A 20329-nucleotide genomic window follows, 5' to 3' on the forward strand; every position below is an offset into this window, starting at 1 on the left:
GACCCGCCCTCTTGGCAGCGAGACGTCGCATGTAATAATGCCCGCCGTCCACCACTGCCACTATAACGGCAGTGGCCGGGGCGACTTGAGACACTGGGGTTCAGCGAGGGTTCGCGCGGTCTATGGCTGCGCAGCGCTGAGCCCAACATTGATAAGGCGAAACCGTGACCCTTCATCTCCAAGCCGCGGGCCTGGCCTGCGAGCGCGACTGGCGATTGCTCTTCGAGCATCTGGATTTCCAGTTGCGGCCCGGTGACATGCTGCAGATCAGTGGCCCAAATGGCAGCGGTAAGACGAGCCTGTTGCGTTTGCTGGCGGGGCTGATGCAGCCTACCGCGGGTCAGATCCTGCTCAATGGCCAACCGTTGGTCGAGCAGCGTCATGCCCTGGCCAGCATCCTGCTCTGGATTGGCCACGCCGCCGGGATCAAGGACCTGCTCACCGCCGAAGAGAACCTCGCCTGGCTGTGCGCCCTGCATCAGCCGGCGAGTGCCGAGGCCATTTGGCAGGCGTTGGAAGCCGTGGGCCTGCGTGGGTTCGAGGATGTGCCCTGCCATACCCTGTCGGCCGGCCAGCAGCGCCGCGTGGCCTTGGCGCGCCTGTATCTGGACAGCCCCCCGCTGTGGATTCTCGACGAACCTTTCACTGCCCTGGACAAGCAAGGCGTGGCCCAACTGGAGGCCCACCTGGCGGCCCATTGCGAGCAGGGTGGCACTGTGGTGCTGACCACCCATCACAACCTCGAGCGCAAGCCATCGGGTTATCGAGAACTGAACTTGGGGCAGTGGGCGGCATGAGCGTATTCATCCTGTTGCTGCGCCGCGAGGCGCGTCTGTTGTGCCGCCGCCCGGCGGAGCTGGCCAACCCGTTGGTGTTCTTTGCGATAGTCGTCGCCTTGTTCCCACTGGCGGTCGGTCCTGAGACACAATTGTTGCAAACCTTGTCGCCAGGCTTGGTCTGGGTCGCGGCATTGCTGGCGGTGTTGCTGTCGCTGGATGGCCTGTTCCGCAGCGACTTCGAGGATGGCTCGCTGGAGCAGTGGGTGCTGTCGCCGCATCCGCTGGCAATGCTGGTGTTGGCCAAGGTGCTGGCACACTGGATCTTTTCCGGCCTGGCACTGGTATTGTTGGCGCCATTGCTTGCCTTGATGCTGGGACTGCCGGCCGCTTGCCTGCCGGTGCTGCTGGGCTCACTGCTGCTGGGAACCCCGGTGCTGAGCCTGCTGGGCGCGGTGGGCGCGGCGTTGACCGTCGGCCTCAAGCGGGGCGGCCTGCTGTTGGCGCTGCTGATCCTGCCGCTGTATATCCCGGTATTGATCCTGGGCAGTGGCGCCTTGCAGGCGGCGTTGCAGAATATGCCGGCGACCGGACACCTGCTCTGGCTGGCCAGCCTGACGGCCCTGGCGGTGACACTGGCACCTTTTGCGATAGCGGCCGGCCTGAAGATCAGCGTCGGCGAATAACGAGTCCCGGGCTCCCAAGCCCGGCAAATACCGTGGATGTACCTTGATGAAGATAAGCTGGACGTGGTTCCACAAGCTGGGTTCCCCCAAATGGTTCTATGCCATCAGTGGCCGCATGCTGCCCTGGCTGAGCGGGTGCGCCATTCTCCTGCTGTTGGTCGGCATCACCTGGGGCCTGGCCTTCGCCCCGCAGGATTACCAGCAGGGCAACAGCTTCCGGATCATCTACATCCACGTCCCGGCCGCGATGTTGGCCCAGTCCTGCTATGTGCTGCTGGCGGTGGCTGGCGTGGTGGGGTTGGTGTGGAAGATGAAACTGGCTGATGTGGCCGTGCAGTGCGCGGCGCCCATCGGTGCCTGGATGACCGCCGTGGCGCTGGTCACTGGGGCGATCTGGGGCAAGCCGACCTGGGGCAGCTGGTGGGTCTGGGACGCTCGGCTGACGTCCATGCTCATCCTGCTGTTCCTGTACTTCGGCATCATCGCCCTGGGCCAGGCGATCAGCAATCGCGACAGCGCGGCCAAGGCCTGCGCGGTCCTGGCGATCGTCGGCGTGGTGAACATCCCGATCATCAAGTACTCGGTGGAGTGGTGGAATACCTTGCACCAGGGCGCCACCTTCACCCTGACCGAGAAGCCGGCCATGCCTTCGGAAATGTGGTTGCCGCTGCTGCTCACGGCATTGGGTTTCTACTGTTTCTTCGGCGCGGTACTGTTGCTGCGCATGCGCCTTGAAGTGCTCAAGCGCGAGGCGCGCGCCAGTTGGGTCAGGGAGGAAGTGTTGAACAGCCTGGGGCGGAGGGCCGCGCGATGAGCTTCGCTTCCTTCAATGATTTTCTGGCCATGGGGCACCATGGCCTGTACGTCTGGTCGGCTTACGGCATCTGCCTGGCGGTGCTGGCGCTCAATGTCGCCGCACCGCTGATGGCCCGGCGCCGCTACCTGCAAGAAGAGGCGCGTCGTCTGCGCCGGGAGAACAACCAGTGAATCCTCAGCGCAAGAAACGCCTGTTCCTCATCCTGGGCCTGCTGGTCGGTGTCGCCATCGCCGTGGGCTTTGCGCTGAGCGCCCTGCAGCAGAACATCAACCTGTTCTATACCCCAACCCAGATCGCCAACGGCGAGGCGCCGCTGGATACGCGCATTCGCGCTGGCGGCATGGTCGAGAAAGGCTCGGTGCAGCGCTCCTCCGATTCGCTGGATGTGCGCTTCGTGGTCACCGACTTCAACAAGTCGGTGCCGATCACCTATCGCGGCATCCTGCCAGATCTGTTCCGTGAGGGGCAGGGCATCGTCGCCTTGGGCAAACTCAACGCCGACGGTGTGGTGGTGGCCGACGAGGTGCTGGCCAAACACGATGAGAAATACATGCCGCCAGAGGTCACCAAGGCCCTGAAGGAAAGCGGCCAGGCCGCGACCAGTGCGGAGCCTAAGCCATGAACGCGGCATTGGTGATCCCGGAGCTGGGGCAACTGTCGATGATCCTGGCGATCTGCTTCGCCGCGGTCCAGGCCAGCGTGCCGCTGCTCGGTGCCTGGCGCGGCGACAGTCTGTGGATGAGCCTGGCGCGGCCTGCGGCCTGGGGGCAGTTCGCTTTCCTGGCGTTCGCCTTTGCCTGCCTGACCCATGCCTTCATGACCGACAACTTCTCGGTTGCCTACGTGGCCAGCAACTCCAACAGCGCCTTGCCCTGGTACTACAAGTTCAGTGCGGTCTGGGGTGCCCACGAAGGCTCGCTGCTGCTCTGGGCGTTGATTCTCGGTGGCTGGACCTTCGCCGTCTCGGTGTTCTCACGCCAGTTGCCACAGGTGATGCTGGCCCGCGTGCTGGCGGTGATGGGCATGATCAGCGTGGGGTTCCTGTCGTTCCTGATCGTCACCTCCAACCCCTTCGAGCGCCTGCTGCCGCAGGTGCCCACTGATGGACGCGACCTCAACCCGTTGTTGCAGGACTTTGGCCTGATCGTTCACCCGCCGATGCTGTACATGGGCTACGTGGGCTTCTCGGTGGCGTTCGCTTTCGCCATTGCTGCACTGCTCGGCGGGCGTCTGGACGCGGCCTGGGCGCGCTGGTCGCGGCCTTGGACCATCGTCGCCTGGGCCTTCCTCGGCGTGGGGATCACCCTGGGTTCCTGGTGGGCCTACTACGAACTGGGCTGGGGCGGCTGGTGGTTCTGGGATCCGGTGGAAAACGCCTCGTTCATGCCCTGGCTGGTGGGCACGGCATTGATCCACTCGCTGGCCGTCACGGAAAAGCGCGGGGTGTTCAAGAGCTGGACGGTACTGCTGGCCATCGCCGCGTTCTCGCTCAGCCTGCTGGGTACCTTCCTGGTGCGCTCCGGGGTGTTGACCTCGGTGCATGCCTTTGCTGCCGACCCTTCGCGCGGTGTGTTCATTCTCATCTTCCTGCTCTTCGTGGTCGGAGGGTCACTGGCCCTGTTCGCGTTTCGAGCGCCTGTGGTCAAGAGCCAGGTGGGCTTTGCCCTGTGGTCGCGGGAAACGCTGCTGCTGGCCAACAACCTGGTGTTGGTGGTGGCCGCATCGATGATTCTGCTCGGTACCCTCTACCCGCTGGTGCTCGATGCCTTGACCGGGGCCAAGCTATCGGTCGGCCCGCCGTACTTCGATGCGTTGTTCCTGCCGCTGATGGCGTTGCTGATGGTGGTGCTGGGCATCGGTGTGGTGGTGCGCTGGAAAGACACCCCTGGCAAGTGGCTGATGGGCATGATGACCCCGGTGCTGATCGGCAGCGCCATCCTGGCGCCGATCGCGGGGTTGATCGTCGACGATTTCGAATGGCCTGCCCTGAGCGCCTTCGCCCTGGCCGCCTGGGTGGTGCTCGCCGGTGTGCGCGACATCCTCGACAAGACCCGCCACAAGGGCTTGGCCAAAGGCCTGCGCGGGCTGTCGCGCAGCTACTGGGGCATGCAGCTGGCGCACCTGGGCCTGGCGGTATGCGCCCTGGGCGTGGTGCTGGCGAGCAGCAACAGCGCCGAGCGCGACTTGCGCATGGCCCCAGGTGAAAGCGTGGAGCTGGGCGGCTATCACTTCCTGTTCGAGGGGGCCAAGCACTTTGAAGGGCCGAACTTCATCTCCGACAAGGGCACGGTCCGGGTCAGCCGTGATGGCCGCGAAGTGACCGTGCTGCACCCGGAGAAGCGCCTCTATACGGTGCAGCAGTCGATGATGACCGAGGCTGGTATCGATGCCGGCTTCACCCGCGATTTGTATGTCGCCCTCGGCGAGCCCTTGGACAACGGGGCCTGGGCGGTGCGGGTGCATATCAAGCCTTATGTCCGCTGGATCTGGCTGGGTGGTCTGCTGACCGCACTGGGTGGTTTTCTGGCGGCTCTCGACCGACGCTATCGCGTCAAGGTCAAGGCCCGGGTACGTGATGTCCTGGGCATGTCTGGAGCGACTGCATGAAGCGTTGGATCATGGTAGTGCCACTGGCGGTGTTCTTGCTGGTGGCGGTCTTTCTCTACAAGGGGCTGTTCCTCAAGCCCGACGAACTGCCTTCGGCGATGATCGGCAAGCCCTTCCCGGCATTCACCCTGGCGTCGGTACAGGGGGATCGTACGCTGACCCCGGCGGACCTGCAGGGGCGCCCGGCGCTGGTCAACGTCTGGGCGACCTGGTGCCCATCGTGCAAGGTCGAGCACCCCTACCTGAACCAGTTGGCCGAACAGGGCGTGGTGATCCACGGTGTCAACTACAAGGACGACAACGCCTCGGCGCTGAAGTGGCTGGCCGATTTCCACAACCCCTACCAGTTGAACATCCGTGACGAGCAGGGCAGCCTGGGCCTGGACCTGGGCGTGTATGGCGCGCCGGAAACCTTCCTGATCGATGCCAAGGGCATCATCCGCTACAAGCACGTGGGTGTGGTCGACGCTACGGTATGGCGCGAACAACTGGCGCCGCTGTATCAAGGGCTGGTCGATGAGGCCAAGCCATGAAGCGCTGGCTCGCTGCTGCCATACTGGGATTGAGCCTGACTGGCGTGGCCAAGGCGGCCATCGACACCTATCAGTTTCGTGATGACGCCGAACGTGAGCGTTACCAGCAACTGACCAAGGAACTGCGTTGCCCCAAGTGCCAGAACCAGGACATCGCCGACTCCAACGCGCCGATCGCCGCCGACTTGCGCCGGGAAATCTTCCGCATGCTCGGCGAAGGCAAGAGCAACCAGCAGATCGTCGACTTCATGGTCGATCGCTACGGTGATTTCGTTCGCTACAAACCTGCGCTCACCGGGCGGACCTGGTTGCTGTGGTTTGGCCCGGGGATCCTCTTGGCTGGCGGCTTCGTGGTATTGGCGCTGATCGTGCGTCGTCGCCGAAATCCTGTGGCAAACGCCTGCGAGCAACTGTCCGCCGAAGAACGCGAGCGTCTCGCCAAACTGCTGGATAAAGAACAGACCCATGACTGAATTCTGGCTTAGCGCGGGCCTGCTGTTGCTCGCGGCCCTGGCTTTTCTGCTGATCCCCATCCTGCGTGGCCGTCGTCGGCAGCAGGAGGAAGACCGCACTGCCCTCAACGTCGCCCTGTACCAGGAGCGTGTGGCCGAGCTGGCTGCCCAGCAGGAAGCCGGTGTACTCGACAACGAACAGTTGGCCAAGGGCCGTGACGAGGCCGCCCGTGAACTGTTGGCCGACACCGACGGTGCCGAAGCGCCACGCCAGGGCCACCTGGGCAAGGCACTGCCGCTGCTTGCGGCGGTGCTGGTGCCGGCCCTGGGGCTGGGTCTGTATTTGCACTTCGGGGCTGCCGACAAGGTCGAGCTGACCCAGGAGTTCGCCCAGGCGCCGCAGTCGATGGAAGAAATGACCGCGCGTCTGGAGCGCGCCGTGCAAGCCCAGCCGGACTCGGCCGAAGGCCTGTACTTCCTCGGTCGTGCCTATATGGCTGAGCAGCGCCCAGCCGATGCGGCCCGTACCTTCGAGCGTGCCGTCACCCTCGCGGGGCGACAACCGGAGCTGCTCGGCCAGTGGGCACAGGCCTTGTATTTTGCTGCCGACAAGCAATGGAGCCCACAGGTACAGGCCCTGACCGACGAAGCACTCAAGGCGGACCCCAAGGAGGTCACCAGCCTGGGGCTGCGCGGTATTGCAGCTTTCGAGGGCGAGCGCTATCAGGAGGCGATCGATTATTGGCAACGTCTGTTGGCCCAGTTGCCTGAAGGTGACGCATCACGCGCCGCTTTGCAGGGTGGGATCGACCGCGCCGCCGAACGGCTCAAAGCAGCAGGGGGAACCCCGACCGCATCGCCTGAGGCCGCACGCCTGAAAGTGCGCGTGGCACTGGCGGATGCGCTCAAGGACAAGGTCAAGCCAGACGACACGGTGTTCATCTTCGCACGCGCCATCAGCGGCCCCCCCATGCCCTTGGCCGCCAAACGCGTGACGGTGGCGCAGTTGCCATTGGAAGTGGAGCTTTCGGACGCGGATGCAATGATGCCGCAGATGAAACTGTCGGACTTCCCCGAAGTCCAACTCGTTGCCCGTGTCTCGCGCGCAGGTCAGCCGACCCGGGGCGAGTGGGTTGGCCAGAGCTCGCCGCTGCCCACCCGGACCCAGGGCACTCAACAACTGACCATCGACAGCCCAGATCCATAAGAGAGCGACTCCATGAACAGCACCGTGCGCCTGACCCTGATCACCCTGGCCTTGGGTCTTTCCGCGTGTACGGTGCAGCCACCCAGTCAGGAGCGCTTGCCGCCGATAGAGACCACACCTCCCCACCCGGGGCCTGCGGTCAAGCCGCTACCGGGGAGTCAGCCTCCAGGTACCCAGCCTAGCAAGCCGGCGGCGATTCCCAAGCCTATGCCACGCACCTCTGCAAGCTTCGCCCCACCACCGGGCGGAGCGAGCCACTGGGATCCGCGCATGGGCGTCTATGTGCTGGAGAACAAGACCAACACCTTCTACCGCCAGCGCACCTATTACCGTTGGAACAACGGCTGGAGCTGGTCGCTCAGCCCTGACGGGCCCTGGCAGGAAACCGACAGCAGCGGTGTGCCTGGCGGTCTGGGACGCGCCTTCGCCCAGTAGGTCGCTCGACCATTACAGTACAGTTAAAGCCTTAACTTTCGATTGACTGTACTGGCGGGTAACCACGCATAATCCCAGCTCACCTTTGAGCTGGGGGCGTATGAGCAAGACTGTCCTGTTGTCCGCATGGCGCGGCTATCGCGCCCTCGCAGCCCTCCCTGTGCAAGCACGCTTCGCCGGTCAATGCACACTGGCACCTGCTCGTTCCTGAATTTTCCCAGAACCTGCCCGGCGGGATGCTGGGCGTTAGGAGCTTTTGCATGCAACTCGAAATCTTCCAGGTCGATGCCTTCAGCACCGCGCCATTTGGTGGCAATCCCGCAGCAGTGGTCCCATTGGACAATTGGCTGCCCGACGAGATGCTGCAGCGCATCGCTGAGGAAAACAACCTGTCCGAGACTGCGTACTTCGTGCGCAGCGGCGAGACGTTCGAGCTTCGCTGGTTCACGCCGACCGTTGAGGTAGACCTGTGTGGGCATGCGACCCTGGCGGCAGCCTGGGTGCTGTTCGAGCAGTTGGGCGAGAAGGCCGAGGTGCTGCGGTTCACTACCCGCAGTGGCGAACTGCGTGTCAGCCGTGCTGCCGATGGACTGCTGGCGATGGACTTTCCGGCCAAGCAGCCGGTGGCGGTCGATATTCCTCAGGCGTTGCTCCAGGCGCTGGGGCTGGCCAGTGCCCGCGCGCTGTATCGCACGGATGACTATGTGCTGGTGATCGACGATGCCGCGCTGCTCGAGACACTGACGCCGGATTTTGTGGCGCTTTCGGCGTTTGACGTGCGAGGAATTGCGGTGACAGCGCCTGGAGGTGGGTTTGATTTCGTGACTCGCTGGTTCGGCCCGCGGGTTGGGGTCAATGAAGACCCGGTGACAGGGTCGGCGCATACATCGCTGGCGCCTTACTGGTCCGAGCGGCTGGGCAAGCGGCGGTTGGTGTGTGAGCAGGGTGGAGCGCGCAAGGGGCAGCTGGAATGTGAAGTGCCGGGGAATGGGCGGGTGATCATCAGTGGGCGGGGGGCTTTGTATTTGCGTGGGGTGATCTTTGTCTGAGTGGGTTGTGGGTTGTGGAGTTGTGGGCATATCTGTTTGATTTGTCGACGCTTAGTCACCTTTGCGCCCTTACGGCGGGTCACTTTGGCCAAAGTAACCAAAGCCGCTGCGCCCCCGCATACGGCCCGGCGCTTCGCACCGGGTTCCCTCGCTGCGGTGTCTTGCGGGGCCTCGCGGCCTCCGGCTGGCTGCGCCAGTTCGGCTACCGCCGAAGGGCGCTACGCGCCTTCCCCTCCAGACACCTCCGCTCGGCCTACTGATGGGGCGCAAGTTACAGGCGGCGCCTGGGCTGGCGTTGTTTCATTCAGTGGTTTTTATGGTGAGCTTTTTGGCCATTCGCGGGTGAGCCCGCTCCCACAGGCTCACCGCAGCTCTTGAGAACGGCGCAGTGCCTGTAGGAGCGGGTTTACCCGCGAATAGGCCGGAACTGCCAACAAATAATTAGCTTGTTTGCCATTGCCATTGCTTTTGATGCGCGATGGACCAGACACCACCAATCGCGACCTCAGGAGGCCGAGTGGAGGTGTCTGTAGGGGCCGGCGCGCAGCGCCCTTCGGCGTAGCCGAAGTCGCGAGATGGAGGCTGGCGCAGCCAGCCGGAGGCCGCGAAGCCCCGTAAGGCACCGCAGCGAGGGAACCCGGTGCGAAGCGCCGGGCCGTATGTGGGAGCCAGCGGCTTTTGCCTACTTTTGCCCAAGAGCAAAAGTAGGTCGCCGTAAAGGCGAAAAGCGCCAGTGGCGCCACCACCAACACCGGATATACATACAACCTGAAAGCCCAAGCCCAAGCCCAAGCCCAAAAGAAACCACCACCTATACTTCCCAATCCCAAACGCAAGGAGCCCCACCATGTCCCTGGAAAAACAAGGCACCTGCCTCTGCGGCGCAACCCACCTGAAGGTCACCGTCGACAACACCCACATCAGCGCCTGCCACTGCAGCATGTGCCGCAAGTGGACCGGTGGCCCTTTGCTGGTCGTCCACTGCAGCCAACCCCCAACGATCGAAGGCCGCGCGCCAAGCGTCTACGACTCCTCCGATTGGGCCCAGCGCGGCTTCTGCGGCCAGTGCGGCACGCACCTGTACTATCGCCTCAAAGCCAACGACTTCTACGCCATCCCCGTAGGCCTGCTGGATGGTGACGAAGCCTGGGCCTTCGACCTGCAGATCTTCGTCGAGCAAAAACCAGCCTGGTACTGCTTCGCCAACCAGACCAAGGAACTGACCGGCCAGGAAGCGTTCGAGCAACTCGGCTGATCCGCGAGCGCCAGCAACCATTCGGCGAACATCGGCGTAATGCTCTTTGCCCAAAGCCGTGCCGCGCGATAGCCTGCCAGTCTGATCAAGAGGAGCAGACAGGTGAAACGCGGTGTGATGTATGCCGGCATGGCCGGTGGGTTGTGGGGCGGGGTGATCATGGTTCCGGAGCTGCTGCCGGAGTTCAGCCCGATGCTGCTCAGCACAGTGCGCTACCTGATGGTCGGCGTGCTTTCGCTTTTGATGCTGTTGCCCATGGCCCGACACCTGCGCCGGCTGACCCTGCAGGATGTGTGGATGCTCCTGCGTCTGGCAGTGGTCGGCAACCTCGTGTATTTCATTTGCCTCGCTGCGGCGATTCAACACCTGGGCGTTGCGCCGGCCTCGTTGATCGTTGGCATACTCCCGCTCACCATCACCCTGTACGGCCGTAATGACAGCGGTGCAGTACCCTTGGCGCGTCTGGCCGGACCCTTGGCGCTCATCCTGGCCGGCATGCTGTGCATCAACCTGGAAACCTTCGCTTTCGCCCCCGGCGATATCACCGACAAACTGCTGGGGCTGTTCTACGCCCTGGGGGCACTGGCGTGCTGGACATGGTACGCCGGACAGAACAGCCGTTGCCTCAAGCGCTGCGGGCATTTCGATGGGCATCAGTGGTCGGTGCTGATCGGGGTCATGACTGGCTTGGCGAGCCTGGTCATGGTCGCGCTACTGGCAGGTTGGCAGCCGCAGCAGTTACAGGTGGACGCGCCTGCCTCGCGTTGGTGGTGGTTCTGGGCCGCCTGCCTGGGCTGCGCGGTATTCGGATCCTGGTTGGCCACCGCCTTCTGGAACGCCGCCTCAAGGCGCCTGCCGCTGACCTTGAGTGGGCAACTGATCGTCTTCGAGACGCTGTTCGCTTTGCTCTATGCCTTCCTTTGGCGGCATTCCGGGCCGACCCTGCTGGAAGCGGCGGCGATCATCCTGGTGATTGGCGGCGTGCTGTGGTCGATGCGCCAACACGAGGCGCCACGAAGCCTTGCCAAAGCGGCGCATTCCTGAGAAAAGGGCGGCCACGAAATCCGCTTCGAGGAATACGCCATGAGCAGCGAACTGCAAATCATCGATATTCAGGAAGGCGACGGCAAGGCCGTGGTCAAGGGCGCGCTGATCACCACCCAGTACACCGGCTGGCTGGCCGATGGCAGCGAATTCGACTCTTCCTGGTCGCGAGGCAAGCCGTTCCAGTGTGTGATCGGAACCGGTCGTGTCATCAAAGGCTGGGACCAGGGCCTGATGGGCATGCGCGTTGGTGGCAAGCGCAAGCTGATGGTGCCGGCGCACCTGGGGTATGGCGAACGCAACGTAGGGTCTATCCCGCCCCATTCCGACCTGACGTTCGAAATCGAGTTGCTGGAGGTGCTGACACGCGATGACTGAGTCATCTGCGTCTTACGCAAATTCGCCTCATTGCAGGCTTGGAAAAATCATGCGGTAAACAACGAAACGACGGGTATTGCTCGCGCCACTGGCAAGGCACCTTCTGCGTTCCAGCGATGACTTTGAACGCAAGGGTAGGTGCATGCAATTCAAGAACAGCTATCGAGTGATCGGCTATCGGGATGTGGTCTTCGACATTCTGGAGTTTGAGGTGAAACGACGTTCTCAGATCGAGATGCTTTACTTCGACGTGGCACGGCAAATCAACAATCGCATCATCGAAAAAACAATAAAACTCTTTGACCGTATGCAGGCAAGGGGACGCTCTTGCCTGATGAAAGTGGCGATTTCACAGCCGATCAACCGCGAACTATGTGGCGCGCTCAATGATCGGCGGTGCACGTTAACTGGGTTGATCCCTGGCCCATTGCCACGTTCGCGGATCGCTGTGGCAGCCAAAGTAGGTGCCCCCGCTTTTGTCGCTGAACGTTTGCTGCGCTATCACGCAGGCGACATATTGATCAGTATTGATGCCAGCATTCACGGTGGTATCGGTCCTCAGCACTCGTCCATTTCAATGATCTTCAAGCATTGAGCCCCCTATGTATGAAGATCCATTTCAATTCGTATTGATGTTCATGGCGGCATTCTTCATCGACCGATGTATGAAAGCGCCCGGGTTGCGCAAATGGCTGGGCGTCGCCTTGTTCATGGGTGGGCTGGGCAGCATTCTCTACATGCATCTCGAGACGTTTCATGGCATTGACGTCATGCCGTGGAAGGCGTTTGCGATGGTCATGGGGGTGTGTCTCTTCTTGCGCCGTGATCGATCTGTGCACGGAAGGTGAGGATGCCGGCGCCGTCGTCGCTTTCACATCTGCTGTGGAAGCGACGACGGCGACACAGCGAAGCCTTAACGTCCGAACATCATCGGCCAACCCACCACTTTCTTCGCCCGCGGTGTCGCATAGGTACGTACTTTCGAGGTGCTCAAGCCCAGCCTTACCAGCGATTCGGCGATGCTCACCGCTGCACTGACCCCATCCACTACCGGCACCCCGGTACGTTGACGGATCTGTTCATCGAGCCCGGCCATGCCGCCACACCCCAGGCAGATCACCTCTGCCTTGTCTTCACGCACGGCGCGTTCGGCCTGCTCGACGATCGCTTGCACGGCGCGCTGCGGATCAGCCTCCAGGTCGAGCACTGCAAGGCCGCTGGCGCGGACCGAGGCACAGCGATCGTACAGGCCCGAGAGTTTGAGGCGGTCCTCGATCAGCGGCACGGTGCGGTCCAGCGTGGTCACCACCGAGTACTTGTGGCCCAGGTACATCGCGGTACTGGCGGCGGCGTCGGTGATGTCCACCACTGGCACATCGAGCAGCTCCTGCAGGCCTTCGCGGCCATGCTCGCCATAGCCGGCCTGGATTACCGCATCGTAGGGTTGATCGAAGTTCAGCACCCGGTCCATCACGGCGATGGCGGCAAGATAGCTCTCGAAGTTGCCTTCCACGGACTCCGCGCCGAACCACGGCGTGAGGCCGATGATTTCGGTGCCAGGGGACGCCACGCTGCGTGCCTGTTCGGCGATGGCGTCGGTGATGGCGGTGGTGGTGTTGACGTTGGCAATCAGGATACGCATGGGGATTTCCCTATCAATGGCTGCTGTGGTCGACGGCGATGGCTTCACCGCTGACGTCGAGGTACTGGCGGTTGCGCGGGGCGACCAGCAGGTAGAGGGTGGCTGCGGTGCCGGCACCGATCAGCCAGGAGAACGGCGCGACGCTGTGGAAGTTCGGTACCAGGGCCAGCACGATGGCCAGCAGCGCTGCCGGCAGGAAGGCGGCGACGGCGCGCAGGTTGATGCCGCGGGTATAGAAGTAGGCCCCCGCGGGGTTTTCGCTATAGAGTTCCGGCACGTTGACCTGGCCTTTTCGCAGCAGCCAGTAGTCCGCCATGATCACGCCATACAGTGGGCCGAGCAGGGCGCCCAGGCCCGACAGGAAGTACACGATCACCAGTGGGCTGTTGTAGAGGTTCCAGGGCAGGATCAGCACTGCCAGGGTGGCGCTGATCAAGCCGGCGCGGCGGAAGTTCAGGTGGCGTGGCGCAAGGTTGCTGAGCACGAACGCCGGGGCGACGAAGTTGGCCATGATGTTCACCGCGACGGTGACGATCAAAAAGGCCAGACAGCCCAGTACCAGGAAGAGGGTGCTGGGGATGGACGCGACGATCTGGGTGGGGCTGTCGATCACCTGGCCGTTGATCTGGAACTGCGCGCCGCACAGCACTGCGGTGATGGTGGCGAACACCAGGATGTTGACCGGCAAGCCCCAGAAGTTGCCCACACGGATGGTCTTGCGGCATGGCGAGGAACGGGCGAAGTCGCAGAAGTTCAAGACCAGGGTGCCGTAGATGGCCAGCCACAGCGCACCGCCGGCAAAGATGTTGCGCCACATCTCGTAGCCAGTCAGCGGTTCGGCCACCGACCAGGCAATGCGGGCATCGGCCTGGAAGTACATCCACCCGGCCAGGCTCGCCACGGTCAGCAGAATCACTGGGCCTGCGAAGGCTTCGTAGCGCCGTACCATCTCCATGCCGTAGGCAAGGATCACCAATTGCACCAGCCAGATCGCCACGAAGCACACCCAGCCCAGGCTCGACAGGCCGAGCAGGCTGTTGTGGTCATAGGCGGCCAGCTGTGGCCAGACGGCGGTGAGCAATACGCGCAGCACCACCGACGCCAGGTAGGTCTGGATACCGAACCAGGCGATGGCGATCACCGCTCGAATCAGCGCCGGTATCTGCGCGCCGTGGATGCCGAAGGCGATGCGGCTGATCACTGGGAACGGCACGCCGGTTTTCTGTCCCATGTAGCCGGACAGGTTCATGAAGAAGTACACCAGCGCCGCGCCGATCGCGAGGGACAGCAGAATCTGCCAGCCGCCCAGGCCCAGGGCGAACAGCCCCATGGCGAAGGAATAGTTGGCGATGTTGTGCACGTCATTGGTCCACAGCGCGAAGATGCTGTAGCGGCCCCAACGGCGGCCCTCGATACGGGTGGGGGCGAGGTCGCGGTTGTGCAGGCGAGGGCTGAGTTCAAGGTCTGGCGAATGGCCGTTTAATGGAAGGGAGGGGGAAGCGGTGCTGGCAACGGATAATTCAGGGGCTAGGTTGAGGCTGGTACTCATTCGACAGGCTCCTGATGCGCGTGGACTGCGATGAGCGGGCAGCGCACGGGCTCGCCATCTCGTCGGTGCAGCGTTGGCATCACTGGGTTCTGGGCGCAACGGCCTGATGGGGACGGCAGGCGCTGCGAGTTCTTGTATGTATGTTTTGCTTTGGTTGTATACAAAACATGAGCACATGAAAGCGACTTCCATGCCAGGCCTTACGCAACTTTCAGAACATGGCCTTTTGCAACTTAACCTATTGAATGTTAAGTCAATGAAATGAGCGAAATATATGTTGACCAAATGAACAGGTTTTATTTTTTGTGGGTGCTATTAGTTGATCAGTTGGTCAAATTTATAGATGGGAAGTGTGTAGGGAAGTGGGTCGATGACGGACAAAAGTGCACACAAAAATGGCACCATAAGTGACATTCTTGTGTACAAATTAGTTGTTGCTAAATGTCAATAATGATTCTGCTATAGAGCCCATTCAGGCCATGGGCGGCAGTCGGCGTTTTACTGGAGTTTTCTTGATGATCGCGGTGTTGGTTTCCGCCAATACGTTGATGCGATCGAGCAGCGTGTCCAGTTGCTCCATCGACCTCACATGCAGGCGGGCGATGAAACAGTCTTCGCCGGTGACCTTGTCGCATTCGGTGAACTCGGGAATGGCAATGATCTGCCGCTCCACTTCCTGCAACTGGCCCGGCAATGGGCGGATCCGCACGATGGCCTGCAATTGGTAGCCGAAGCTGCGCGGGTCCACGTCGACGGTATAGCCGCGCAGCACACCGCGCTCCTCCAGGCGCCGCAGGCGTTCGCTGACACTGGGCGCGGACAGGCCGCTGACTTGGGCCAGGGCCTTGAGCGAGCGGCGGGAGTCTTCCATCAGTGCATTGATCAGCAGTTGGTCGATGGCGTCGGTCATGGGTGCCTCGTTAGGTGTTTTGTGTTTTATGCCTTGATAGTAAAGGCGCAGAGACGAAATCGCCTTTTTTATCCGCTGGATGGCACGCGAGGCCGCTGGGCATACTGTGGCCATGTTCGACAGGAGGTGTGAGATGGACAATTCGTTGCGACGTGGCTCGCTGGAAATGATCGCCGCCATGCTGATTTCCGGGACCATCGGTTGGTTCGTGCTGGTATCCGGACAACCGGTGCTGGACGTGGTGTTCTGGCGCTGTGTGTTCGGCGCCGTCACCTTGTTGCTGATCTGCGCTGCCATGGGCTTTCTCAAACCCGGGGTGCTGACGCGCACGACCTTTTTGCTGGCGGTGGCCAGTGGCATGGCCATCGTGGGCAACTGGGTGCTGCTGTTCGCCTCGTACTCCAAGGCCTCCATCGCCATTGGCACGGCGGTCTACAACGTGCAGCCGTTCATGCTGGTGGGGCTGGCGGCATTGTTCTTGGGGGAAAAGATCACCTTACCCAAGATGACCTGGCTGAGCCTGGCCTTCCTCGGCATGCTGGCCATCGTCAGTGCCCATGGTAATGGCCAGGGCGGGGCAGGCGAGTACCTGTTGGGCATCGTCCTGGCCTTGGGCGCAGCCTTCCTTTATGCCGTGGCGGCGCTGATCATCAAGCGCCTGAGCGGTACGCCACCGCACGTGATTGCGCTGGTTCAGGTGACCACCGGCATTCTGCTGCTGGCGCCATGGGTGGGCGGCGAGGGGCTGCCAGGCGAGACGCCGACGCTGGCTAGCCTGCTGACCTTGGGGGTCGTGCACACTGGCGTGATGTATGTGCTGCTGTACAGCGCTATCCAGCGCCTGCCTACCGCTCTGACGGGGGCGCTGTCGTTCATCTACCCCATTGCGGCGATCCTGGTCGACTGGATCGCCTTCGACCATCGACTGGCGCCGCTGCAGTGGCTGGGCGTAGCGACGATCCTGCTGGCGGCAGCAGGGATGCAGCAGGGGTGGTGGTTCCGCTCGGCCAGGATCGCGGTGAAAGGGCAGTGATTGGCACCTTGTCTGGCCTTCGCGCGAATACATTTCGTACAGACCCTAGGTAAAATGCATTCTTTTTTGCTTGCGACCCGATCATGACCTCGCCGATTCAGACCCTCGAGCAGCACCTGCTCGCCGCCCTCGACCCCGCCCCGCAAGAGACCCGTCGCCTGTTCCATGGCCGTGGCCGCTGCTGGCCGGGGCTTGAGCAGATCACGGTCGACTGGCTGGACGGTGTGCTGCTGGTGGCGCTGTTCCGCGAGCCGCCCGAGGGTCAGTTGGCCGAACTGGAAGCGATGCTGCGCAACCTCGTTGAGCGCCCACAGTGGGCCGGCCAGGCCATCCTCATCCAGCACCGTTACCTGCCCGACAGCCCCGGTCAATGGCTGCTCGGCGAGCCTTGCCAGCAACGCGAGGTGGTGGAAGATGGCCTCAAGTACCTGCTTGACCTGGGGGTACGCCAGAACAACGGGTTGTTCCTCGACATGCGCTACGGGCGTCGTTGGGTACGCGAGCAGGCCACCGGCAAGCGGGTGCTCAACCTGTTCGCCTACACCTGTGGGTTCTCGGTGGCGGCGATCGCTGGCGGTGCGCAGCAGGTGGTCAACCTGGACATGGCCAAGGCCGCATTGTCCCGGGGGCGGGAGAACCATCGGCTCAATGACCATGACCCATCCCGCGTCGCGTACCTGGGCCATGAGTTGTTCAAATCCTGGGGTAAGGTGCGCAAGTACGGGCCCTATGACCTGATCATCATCGACCCGCCCACTTTCCAGAAAGGCAGTTTCGTACTGACCCAGGACTACGCCAAGATCCTGCGACGCTTGCCAGAATTGTTGACGGAAGGGGGAACGGTGCTGGCCTGTGTCAACGACCCAGGCATCGGGCCAGGCTTTCTGATCGAGGGCATGGCTGAGCATGCGCCGGGGCTGGCATTCGTCGAGCGGCTGGAAAACCCGCCGGAGTTTCCGGATGCGGACCCGCAAGGTGGGCTGAAGGCGCTGGTGTTCCGTCAGCAGGCCTGAAGCACGCCGCGCCGGTCCTTTCGCGGGTACAGCGGGAGAACCTGTGCACGGCATGAAAGAGGGGGCTCGAAGCCCCCTTTTCAGTTAATTGCTGGTGTAGATCTGGTCGAACACGCCACCGTCGTTGAAGTGGGTCTTCTGCACGGTGCGCCAGTCACCGAAGGTCTTCTCCACCGACAGGAAGTCGACTTTCGGGAAACGGTCGGTGTACTTGGCCAATACGGTCGCATCACGCGGGCGCAGGTAGTTTTGCGCAGCGATTTCCTGGGCCGCCGGCGACCACAGGTACTTGAGGTATTCCTCGGCCACGGCGCGGGACTTCTTGCGCTCGACCACCTTGTCGACCACGCTCACCGGTGGTTCGGCCTCGGCCGACACGCTCGGGTAGACCACTTCGAACTGGTCGCGGCCGAACTCGCGGGCGATCATCTCGGCCTCGTTCTCGAAGGTCACCAGCACATCGCCGATCTGGTTGGTCATGAAGGTCGTGGTGGCGGCGCGGCCACCGGTATCGAGCACCGGCGCCTGCTTGAACAGCTTGCCGACGAAGTCGCGGGCCTTGGCTTCGTCGCCGCCCTGCTTGAGCACATAGCCCCAGGCGGAGAGGTAGGTGTAGCGGCCGTTACCCGAGGTCTTGGGGTTGGGTACGATCACCTGCACGCCGTCCTTGAGCAGGTCTGGCCAGTCCTTCAGGGCCTTGGGGTTGCCCTTGCGCACGATGAACACGGTGGCCGAGGTGAAGGGCGCGCTGTTGTTCGGCAGGCGCGAAACCCAGTTGTCCGGGACCAGCTTGCCGTTGTCGGCCAGAGCATTGATGTCGGTCGCCATGTTCATGGTGATGACGTCGGCCGGCAGGCCATCGATCACCGCCCGGGCCTGTTTGCTCGAACCGCCGAAGGACATCTGCACATTGACCTTTTCGTTGTGCTCGGCTTCCCAATGCTTCTGGAACGCCTGGTTGTAGTCCTTGTAGAAGTCGCGCATAACGTCATAGGACACGTTCAGCAGGGTCGGAGCGGCCTGGGCCAAGTTGCCCAGGGCGAGTCCTGCGGCGAGCAGCGAGGCGGTGAAGAGCTTTTTCACGAAGCAATCCTTGTTCTGGTTCAAATATTTGGCAATTTGCCAGCGACTATAACCTTTGGTTCTTGAGCGCCTAAAGACCAAATGGCTCTTTGCTTATTCGTTTTTCGGGAACAACGCATTGCCGCAGCGTGAGCAGAACGCGGCGCCATGTTCATGGGTGTTCTTGCGACAGGTGGGGCAGTCGTGTTGCAGCTGTTCGCCGCGCAAGGCATTGGCCAGTTCGGCGGTGAAGATGCCGGTAGGCACCGCGATGATCGAGTAACCGGTGATCATCACCAGCGACGACAGTACCTGGCCCAGAGGGGTCTTGGGCACGATGTCGCCAAAACCCACGGTGGTGAGGGTAACGATGGCCCAGTAGATGCCTTTGGGGATGCTGGTGAAGCCATGCTCAGGGCCTTCGACCACATACATCAGGGTGCCGAACACCGTTACCAGCGTGGAGACGCTCACCAGAAAGACGATGATCTTCTGCTTGCTGCCCTGCAATGCCGCCAGCAGGTAATGGGCCTGCTTGAGGTAGGGGCTGAGCTTGAGCACGCGGAAGATCCGCAGCATCCGGATGACCCGCACGATCAGCAGGTACTGGGCGTCGCTGTAGTACAGGGCGATGATCCCCGGCACGATCGCCAGCAGATCGACCAACCCGTAGAAACTGAAGGCATAGCGCAGAGGCTTGGGCGAGCAGTACAGCCGGGCCAGGTATTCCACCAGGAAGATCGCCGTGAAGCCCCACTCGATCATGGCCAGCAGGCCGGCATAGCCCTGGTGGACCTCGTCGATGCTATCGAGGATCACCGTCACCAGGCTGGCGAGGATGATCAAGAGCAGGATCTTGTCGAAGCGCCGGCCGGCGACGGTGTCGGTCTGGAAGACGATGACGTAGAGCCGCTCGCGCAGGCTCGCAGGGTTTTCCATGGGCTCGTTCCATTGTGCGATGGGCAGAGCCTAGGGGCTGTGTTTTAGCTGTGCAAGCGATCGGCGTTGCGGCGTTGGTTCAGTTGCAGCAGATGGCTGCCCACATGCATCAGCCAGCAGGCGGTGACGAAGGGGGCGGTGAGACCAGCGATCGGCATCAGGTTGAACACAGGTTGCAGCAGCAAGGCCAGGGCAATGGCCAGCAGGGTTACCCACGGGCGCTCGCCCTGACGGCTGAAAGCCAGGGCGGCGAGCGCGGCGTTGAAACCGAACAATCCCATCCAGGCCGCTTGGGCTTCGCCCGCCAGCAGCGCGACACCGCCGCCGATGGCCGAGCCCAGCAAAGCCCAGAGCGCGGCATAAGGATTGGCCACGAGCATGCCGATGACGATCAGCAGGCCGGCCAACGGATTGTCCAGCAGGAAGATCTGGCCTACGCCACGCAGCAGGGCGTACAGCGGGTTGGCCTCGGTGTACAAGGCGGGCATCGGTTCTGACAGCAGCAGGGCGCCCCAGCCCAGCAGCACGAAGGGGGCGGTATAGGCGATGAGCAGTTTGCCGCCGCGCTTGCGCCATTGGTGCGTGAGGATGCTGGAAAGACCGCCGGCGGCGATGATCAGCGGCGGCACGATGGCCGACCAAGGCAGCAGGGCGGCGATCAGGATACCGATCAGCACACCGTTGTAGCTGTACAGCCCAGCCTGGCGGTCGGTACGTTCGTAACCGCGGCGTTGGGCAGTGAGCAGGCCGGCCAGGGCGCCGAGCAAGGCGCCGCCGACCAGGTTCGGGGCGGTCAGCAGAAGGGCCAGCAGGCAGCACAGGCCGCAAAAAGGATTGCGCAGCAGCAGGACCTGGCTGAAGCCATTGAGCAGGGCCGTGGCCCAGTCGGGGCACGGGTTGACGAAATTCTTGGTGTACATGGGCAGTCAGTGAGGTGGGTGG

General features: G+C 62.5%; 24 protein-coding genes. 18 read left to right on the forward strand and 6 right to left on the reverse strand.

What is annotated here, in order from left to right; translation table 11 throughout:
• The first annotated feature begins 164 nt into the window (after nucleotides 1-164).
• The 16 genes from ccmA (at nucleotide 165) to ACNFCH_RS08735 (ending at nucleotide 12087) form a co-directional block, all read left to right on the forward strand.
• On the forward strand, nucleotides 165-797 hold the full coding sequence (gene ccmA / locus ACNFCH_RS08660) for a cytochrome c biogenesis heme-transporting ATPase CcmA (protein WP_196165298.1): 633 nt from the start codon (nucleotides 165-167) through the stop codon (nucleotides 795-797).
• Nucleotides 794-1462 (forward strand): heme exporter protein CcmB, encoded by a 669-nt coding sequence (gene ccmB, locus ACNFCH_RS08665; RefSeq protein ID WP_196165299.1) that lies wholly within the window; start codon nucleotides 794-796, stop codon nucleotides 1460-1462. The genes ccmA and ccmB overlap by 4 nt, the downstream gene beginning before the upstream one ends.
• Before the next feature lie 46 nt (nucleotides 1463-1508).
• The gene (locus tag ACNFCH_RS08670; protein WP_337157092.1) at nucleotides 1509-2276 is read left to right on the forward strand and encodes a heme ABC transporter permease; all 768 of its coding nucleotides are present in this window, start codon (nucleotides 1509-1511) and stop codon (nucleotides 2274-2276) included.
• Entirely contained in the window at nucleotides 2273-2449 is a 177-nt protein-coding gene (gene ccmD / locus ACNFCH_RS08675; RefSeq protein ID WP_196165301.1) for a heme exporter protein CcmD, read from the forward strand. Before ACNFCH_RS08670 ends, ccmD begins: the two co-directional genes overlap by 4 nt.
• Nucleotides 2446-2901 carry a cytochrome c maturation protein CcmE gene (gene ccmE, locus ACNFCH_RS08680; RefSeq protein WP_070092407.1) on the forward strand — a complete coding sequence of 152 codons (456 nt, stop codon included), beginning with the start codon at nucleotides 2446-2448 and terminating at the stop codon, nucleotides 2899-2901. The genes ccmD and ccmE overlap by 4 nt, the downstream gene beginning before the upstream one ends.
• 11 nt (nucleotides 2902-2912) lie before the next feature.
• Nucleotides 2913-4886 carry a heme lyase CcmF/NrfE family subunit gene (locus ACNFCH_RS08685; protein WP_416742662.1) on the forward strand — a complete coding sequence of 658 codons (1974 nt, stop codon included), beginning with the start codon at nucleotides 2913-2915 and terminating at the stop codon, nucleotides 4884-4886.
• Nucleotides 4883-5419: a DsbE family thiol:disulfide interchange protein gene (locus ACNFCH_RS08690; protein ID WP_196165303.1), complete on the forward strand. Its 537-nt coding sequence runs from the start codon at nucleotides 4883-4885 to the stop codon at nucleotides 5417-5419. Before ACNFCH_RS08685 ends, ACNFCH_RS08690 begins: the two co-directional genes overlap by 4 nt.
• A complete protein-coding gene (locus ACNFCH_RS08695; RefSeq protein ID WP_337157091.1) occupies nucleotides 5416-5892 on the forward strand; it encodes a cytochrome c-type biogenesis protein in 477 nt (158 codons plus the stop codon). Before ACNFCH_RS08690 ends, ACNFCH_RS08695 begins: the two co-directional genes overlap by 4 nt.
• A complete protein-coding gene (ccmI, locus tag ACNFCH_RS08700; protein ID WP_416742632.1) occupies nucleotides 5885-7078 on the forward strand; it encodes a c-type cytochrome biogenesis protein CcmI in 1194 nt (397 codons plus the stop codon). The genes ACNFCH_RS08695 and ccmI overlap by 8 nt, the downstream gene beginning before the upstream one ends.
• A 12-nt stretch (nucleotides 7079-7090) precedes the next feature.
• A complete protein-coding gene (locus ACNFCH_RS08705) occupies nucleotides 7091-7513 on the forward strand; it encodes a hypothetical protein (protein WP_416742633.1) in 423 nt (140 codons plus the stop codon).
• A gap of 260 nt (nucleotides 7514-7773) precedes the next feature.
• On the forward strand, nucleotides 7774-8562 hold the full coding sequence (locus ACNFCH_RS08710) for a PhzF family phenazine biosynthesis protein (protein WP_337157088.1): 789 nt from the start codon (nucleotides 7774-7776) through the stop codon (nucleotides 8560-8562).
• Nucleotides 8563-9409: 847 nt separating this feature from the next.
• Nucleotides 9410-9817: a GFA family protein gene (locus ACNFCH_RS08715; protein WP_196165308.1), complete on the forward strand. Its 408-nt coding sequence runs from the start codon at nucleotides 9410-9412 to the stop codon at nucleotides 9815-9817.
• 102 nt (nucleotides 9818-9919) lie between these two features.
• Nucleotides 9920-10861 carry a DMT family transporter gene (locus tag ACNFCH_RS08720; RefSeq protein ID WP_337157087.1) on the forward strand — a complete coding sequence of 314 codons (942 nt, stop codon included), beginning with the start codon at nucleotides 9920-9922 and terminating at the stop codon, nucleotides 10859-10861.
• 39 nt (nucleotides 10862-10900) lie between these two features.
• Complete coding sequence (locus tag ACNFCH_RS08725) at nucleotides 10901-11239, forward strand: FKBP-type peptidyl-prolyl cis-trans isomerase (protein WP_070092164.1); 339 nt, start codon at nucleotides 10901-10903, stop codon at nucleotides 11237-11239.
• Nucleotides 11240-11381: 142 nt separating this feature from the next.
• A complete protein-coding gene (locus tag ACNFCH_RS08730) occupies nucleotides 11382-11834 on the forward strand; it encodes a hypothetical protein (RefSeq protein ID WP_337157086.1) in 453 nt (150 codons plus the stop codon).
• Nucleotides 11835-11841: 7 nt separating this feature from the next.
• Nucleotides 11842-12087, forward strand: coding sequence for a hypothetical protein (locus ACNFCH_RS08735; RefSeq protein ID WP_337157085.1), 246 nt, complete (start codon nucleotides 11842-11844; stop codon nucleotides 12085-12087).
• Between the two features lie 65 nt (nucleotides 12088-12152).
• On the opposite strand, the gene ACNFCH_RS08740 is transcribed toward ACNFCH_RS08735, so the two are convergent.
• From ACNFCH_RS08740 to ACNFCH_RS08750, 3 genes are all read right to left on the reverse strand, one after another.
• Nucleotides 12153-12881 carry an aspartate/glutamate racemase family protein gene (locus tag ACNFCH_RS08740; protein ID WP_196165312.1) on the reverse strand — a complete coding sequence of 243 codons (729 nt, stop codon included), beginning with the start codon at nucleotides 12879-12881 and terminating at the stop codon, nucleotides 12153-12155.
• A gap of 13 nt (nucleotides 12882-12894) precedes the next feature.
• Nucleotides 12895-14430 (reverse strand): NCS1 family nucleobase:cation symporter-1, encoded by a 1536-nt coding sequence (locus tag ACNFCH_RS08745; protein WP_337157084.1) that lies wholly within the window; start codon nucleotides 14428-14430, stop codon nucleotides 12895-12897.
• 472 nt (nucleotides 14431-14902) lie between these two features.
• Complete coding sequence (locus ACNFCH_RS08750) at nucleotides 14903-15340, reverse strand: Lrp/AsnC family transcriptional regulator (RefSeq protein WP_337157083.1); 438 nt, start codon at nucleotides 15338-15340, stop codon at nucleotides 14903-14905.
• 133 nt (nucleotides 15341-15473) lie between these two features.
• Between ACNFCH_RS08750 and ACNFCH_RS08755 the strand changes: the two genes are divergently transcribed.
• Together ACNFCH_RS08755 and ACNFCH_RS08760 are read left to right on the forward strand one after the other, a co-directional pair.
• On the forward strand, nucleotides 15474-16373 hold the full coding sequence (locus tag ACNFCH_RS08755) for a DMT family transporter (protein ID WP_416742634.1): 900 nt from the start codon (nucleotides 15474-15476) through the stop codon (nucleotides 16371-16373).
• Nucleotides 16374-16456: 83 nt separating this feature from the next.
• Nucleotides 16457-17386: a class I SAM-dependent methyltransferase gene (locus ACNFCH_RS08760; RefSeq protein WP_416742635.1), complete on the forward strand. Its 930-nt coding sequence runs from the start codon at nucleotides 16457-16459 to the stop codon at nucleotides 17384-17386.
• An 84-nt stretch (nucleotides 17387-17470) separates the two neighbouring features.
• Here the strand turns inward: ACNFCH_RS08760 and ACNFCH_RS08765 are convergent, their stop codons facing one another.
• The 3 genes from ACNFCH_RS08765 to ACNFCH_RS08775 all read right to left on the reverse strand — a co-directional run bounded on the left by ACNFCH_RS08765 (nucleotide 17471) and on the right by ACNFCH_RS08775 (nucleotide 20307).
• Nucleotides 17471-18469 carry a sulfate ABC transporter substrate-binding protein gene (locus tag ACNFCH_RS08765; protein ID WP_043215648.1) on the reverse strand — a complete coding sequence of 333 codons (999 nt, stop codon included), beginning with the start codon at nucleotides 18467-18469 and terminating at the stop codon, nucleotides 17471-17473.
• 93 nt (nucleotides 18470-18562) lie between these two features.
• Nucleotides 18563-19387, reverse strand: a complete 825-nt coding sequence (locus ACNFCH_RS08770; RefSeq protein ID WP_337157080.1) for an ion transporter — start codon at nucleotides 19385-19387, stop codon at nucleotides 18563-18565.
• A 44-nt stretch (nucleotides 19388-19431) separates the two neighbouring features.
• On the reverse strand, nucleotides 19432-20307 hold the full coding sequence (locus ACNFCH_RS08775) for an urea transporter (RefSeq protein ID WP_416742636.1): 876 nt from the start codon (nucleotides 20305-20307) through the stop codon (nucleotides 19432-19434).
• Between the last annotated feature and the right edge of the window lie 22 nt (nucleotides 20308-20329).

It is taken from the genome of Pseudomonas sp. NY15354, assembly GCF_048068075.1.
GTDB classification, from domain to species: Bacteria; Pseudomonadota; Gammaproteobacteria; order Pseudomonadales; family Pseudomonadaceae; genus Aquipseudomonas; species Aquipseudomonas guariconensis_C.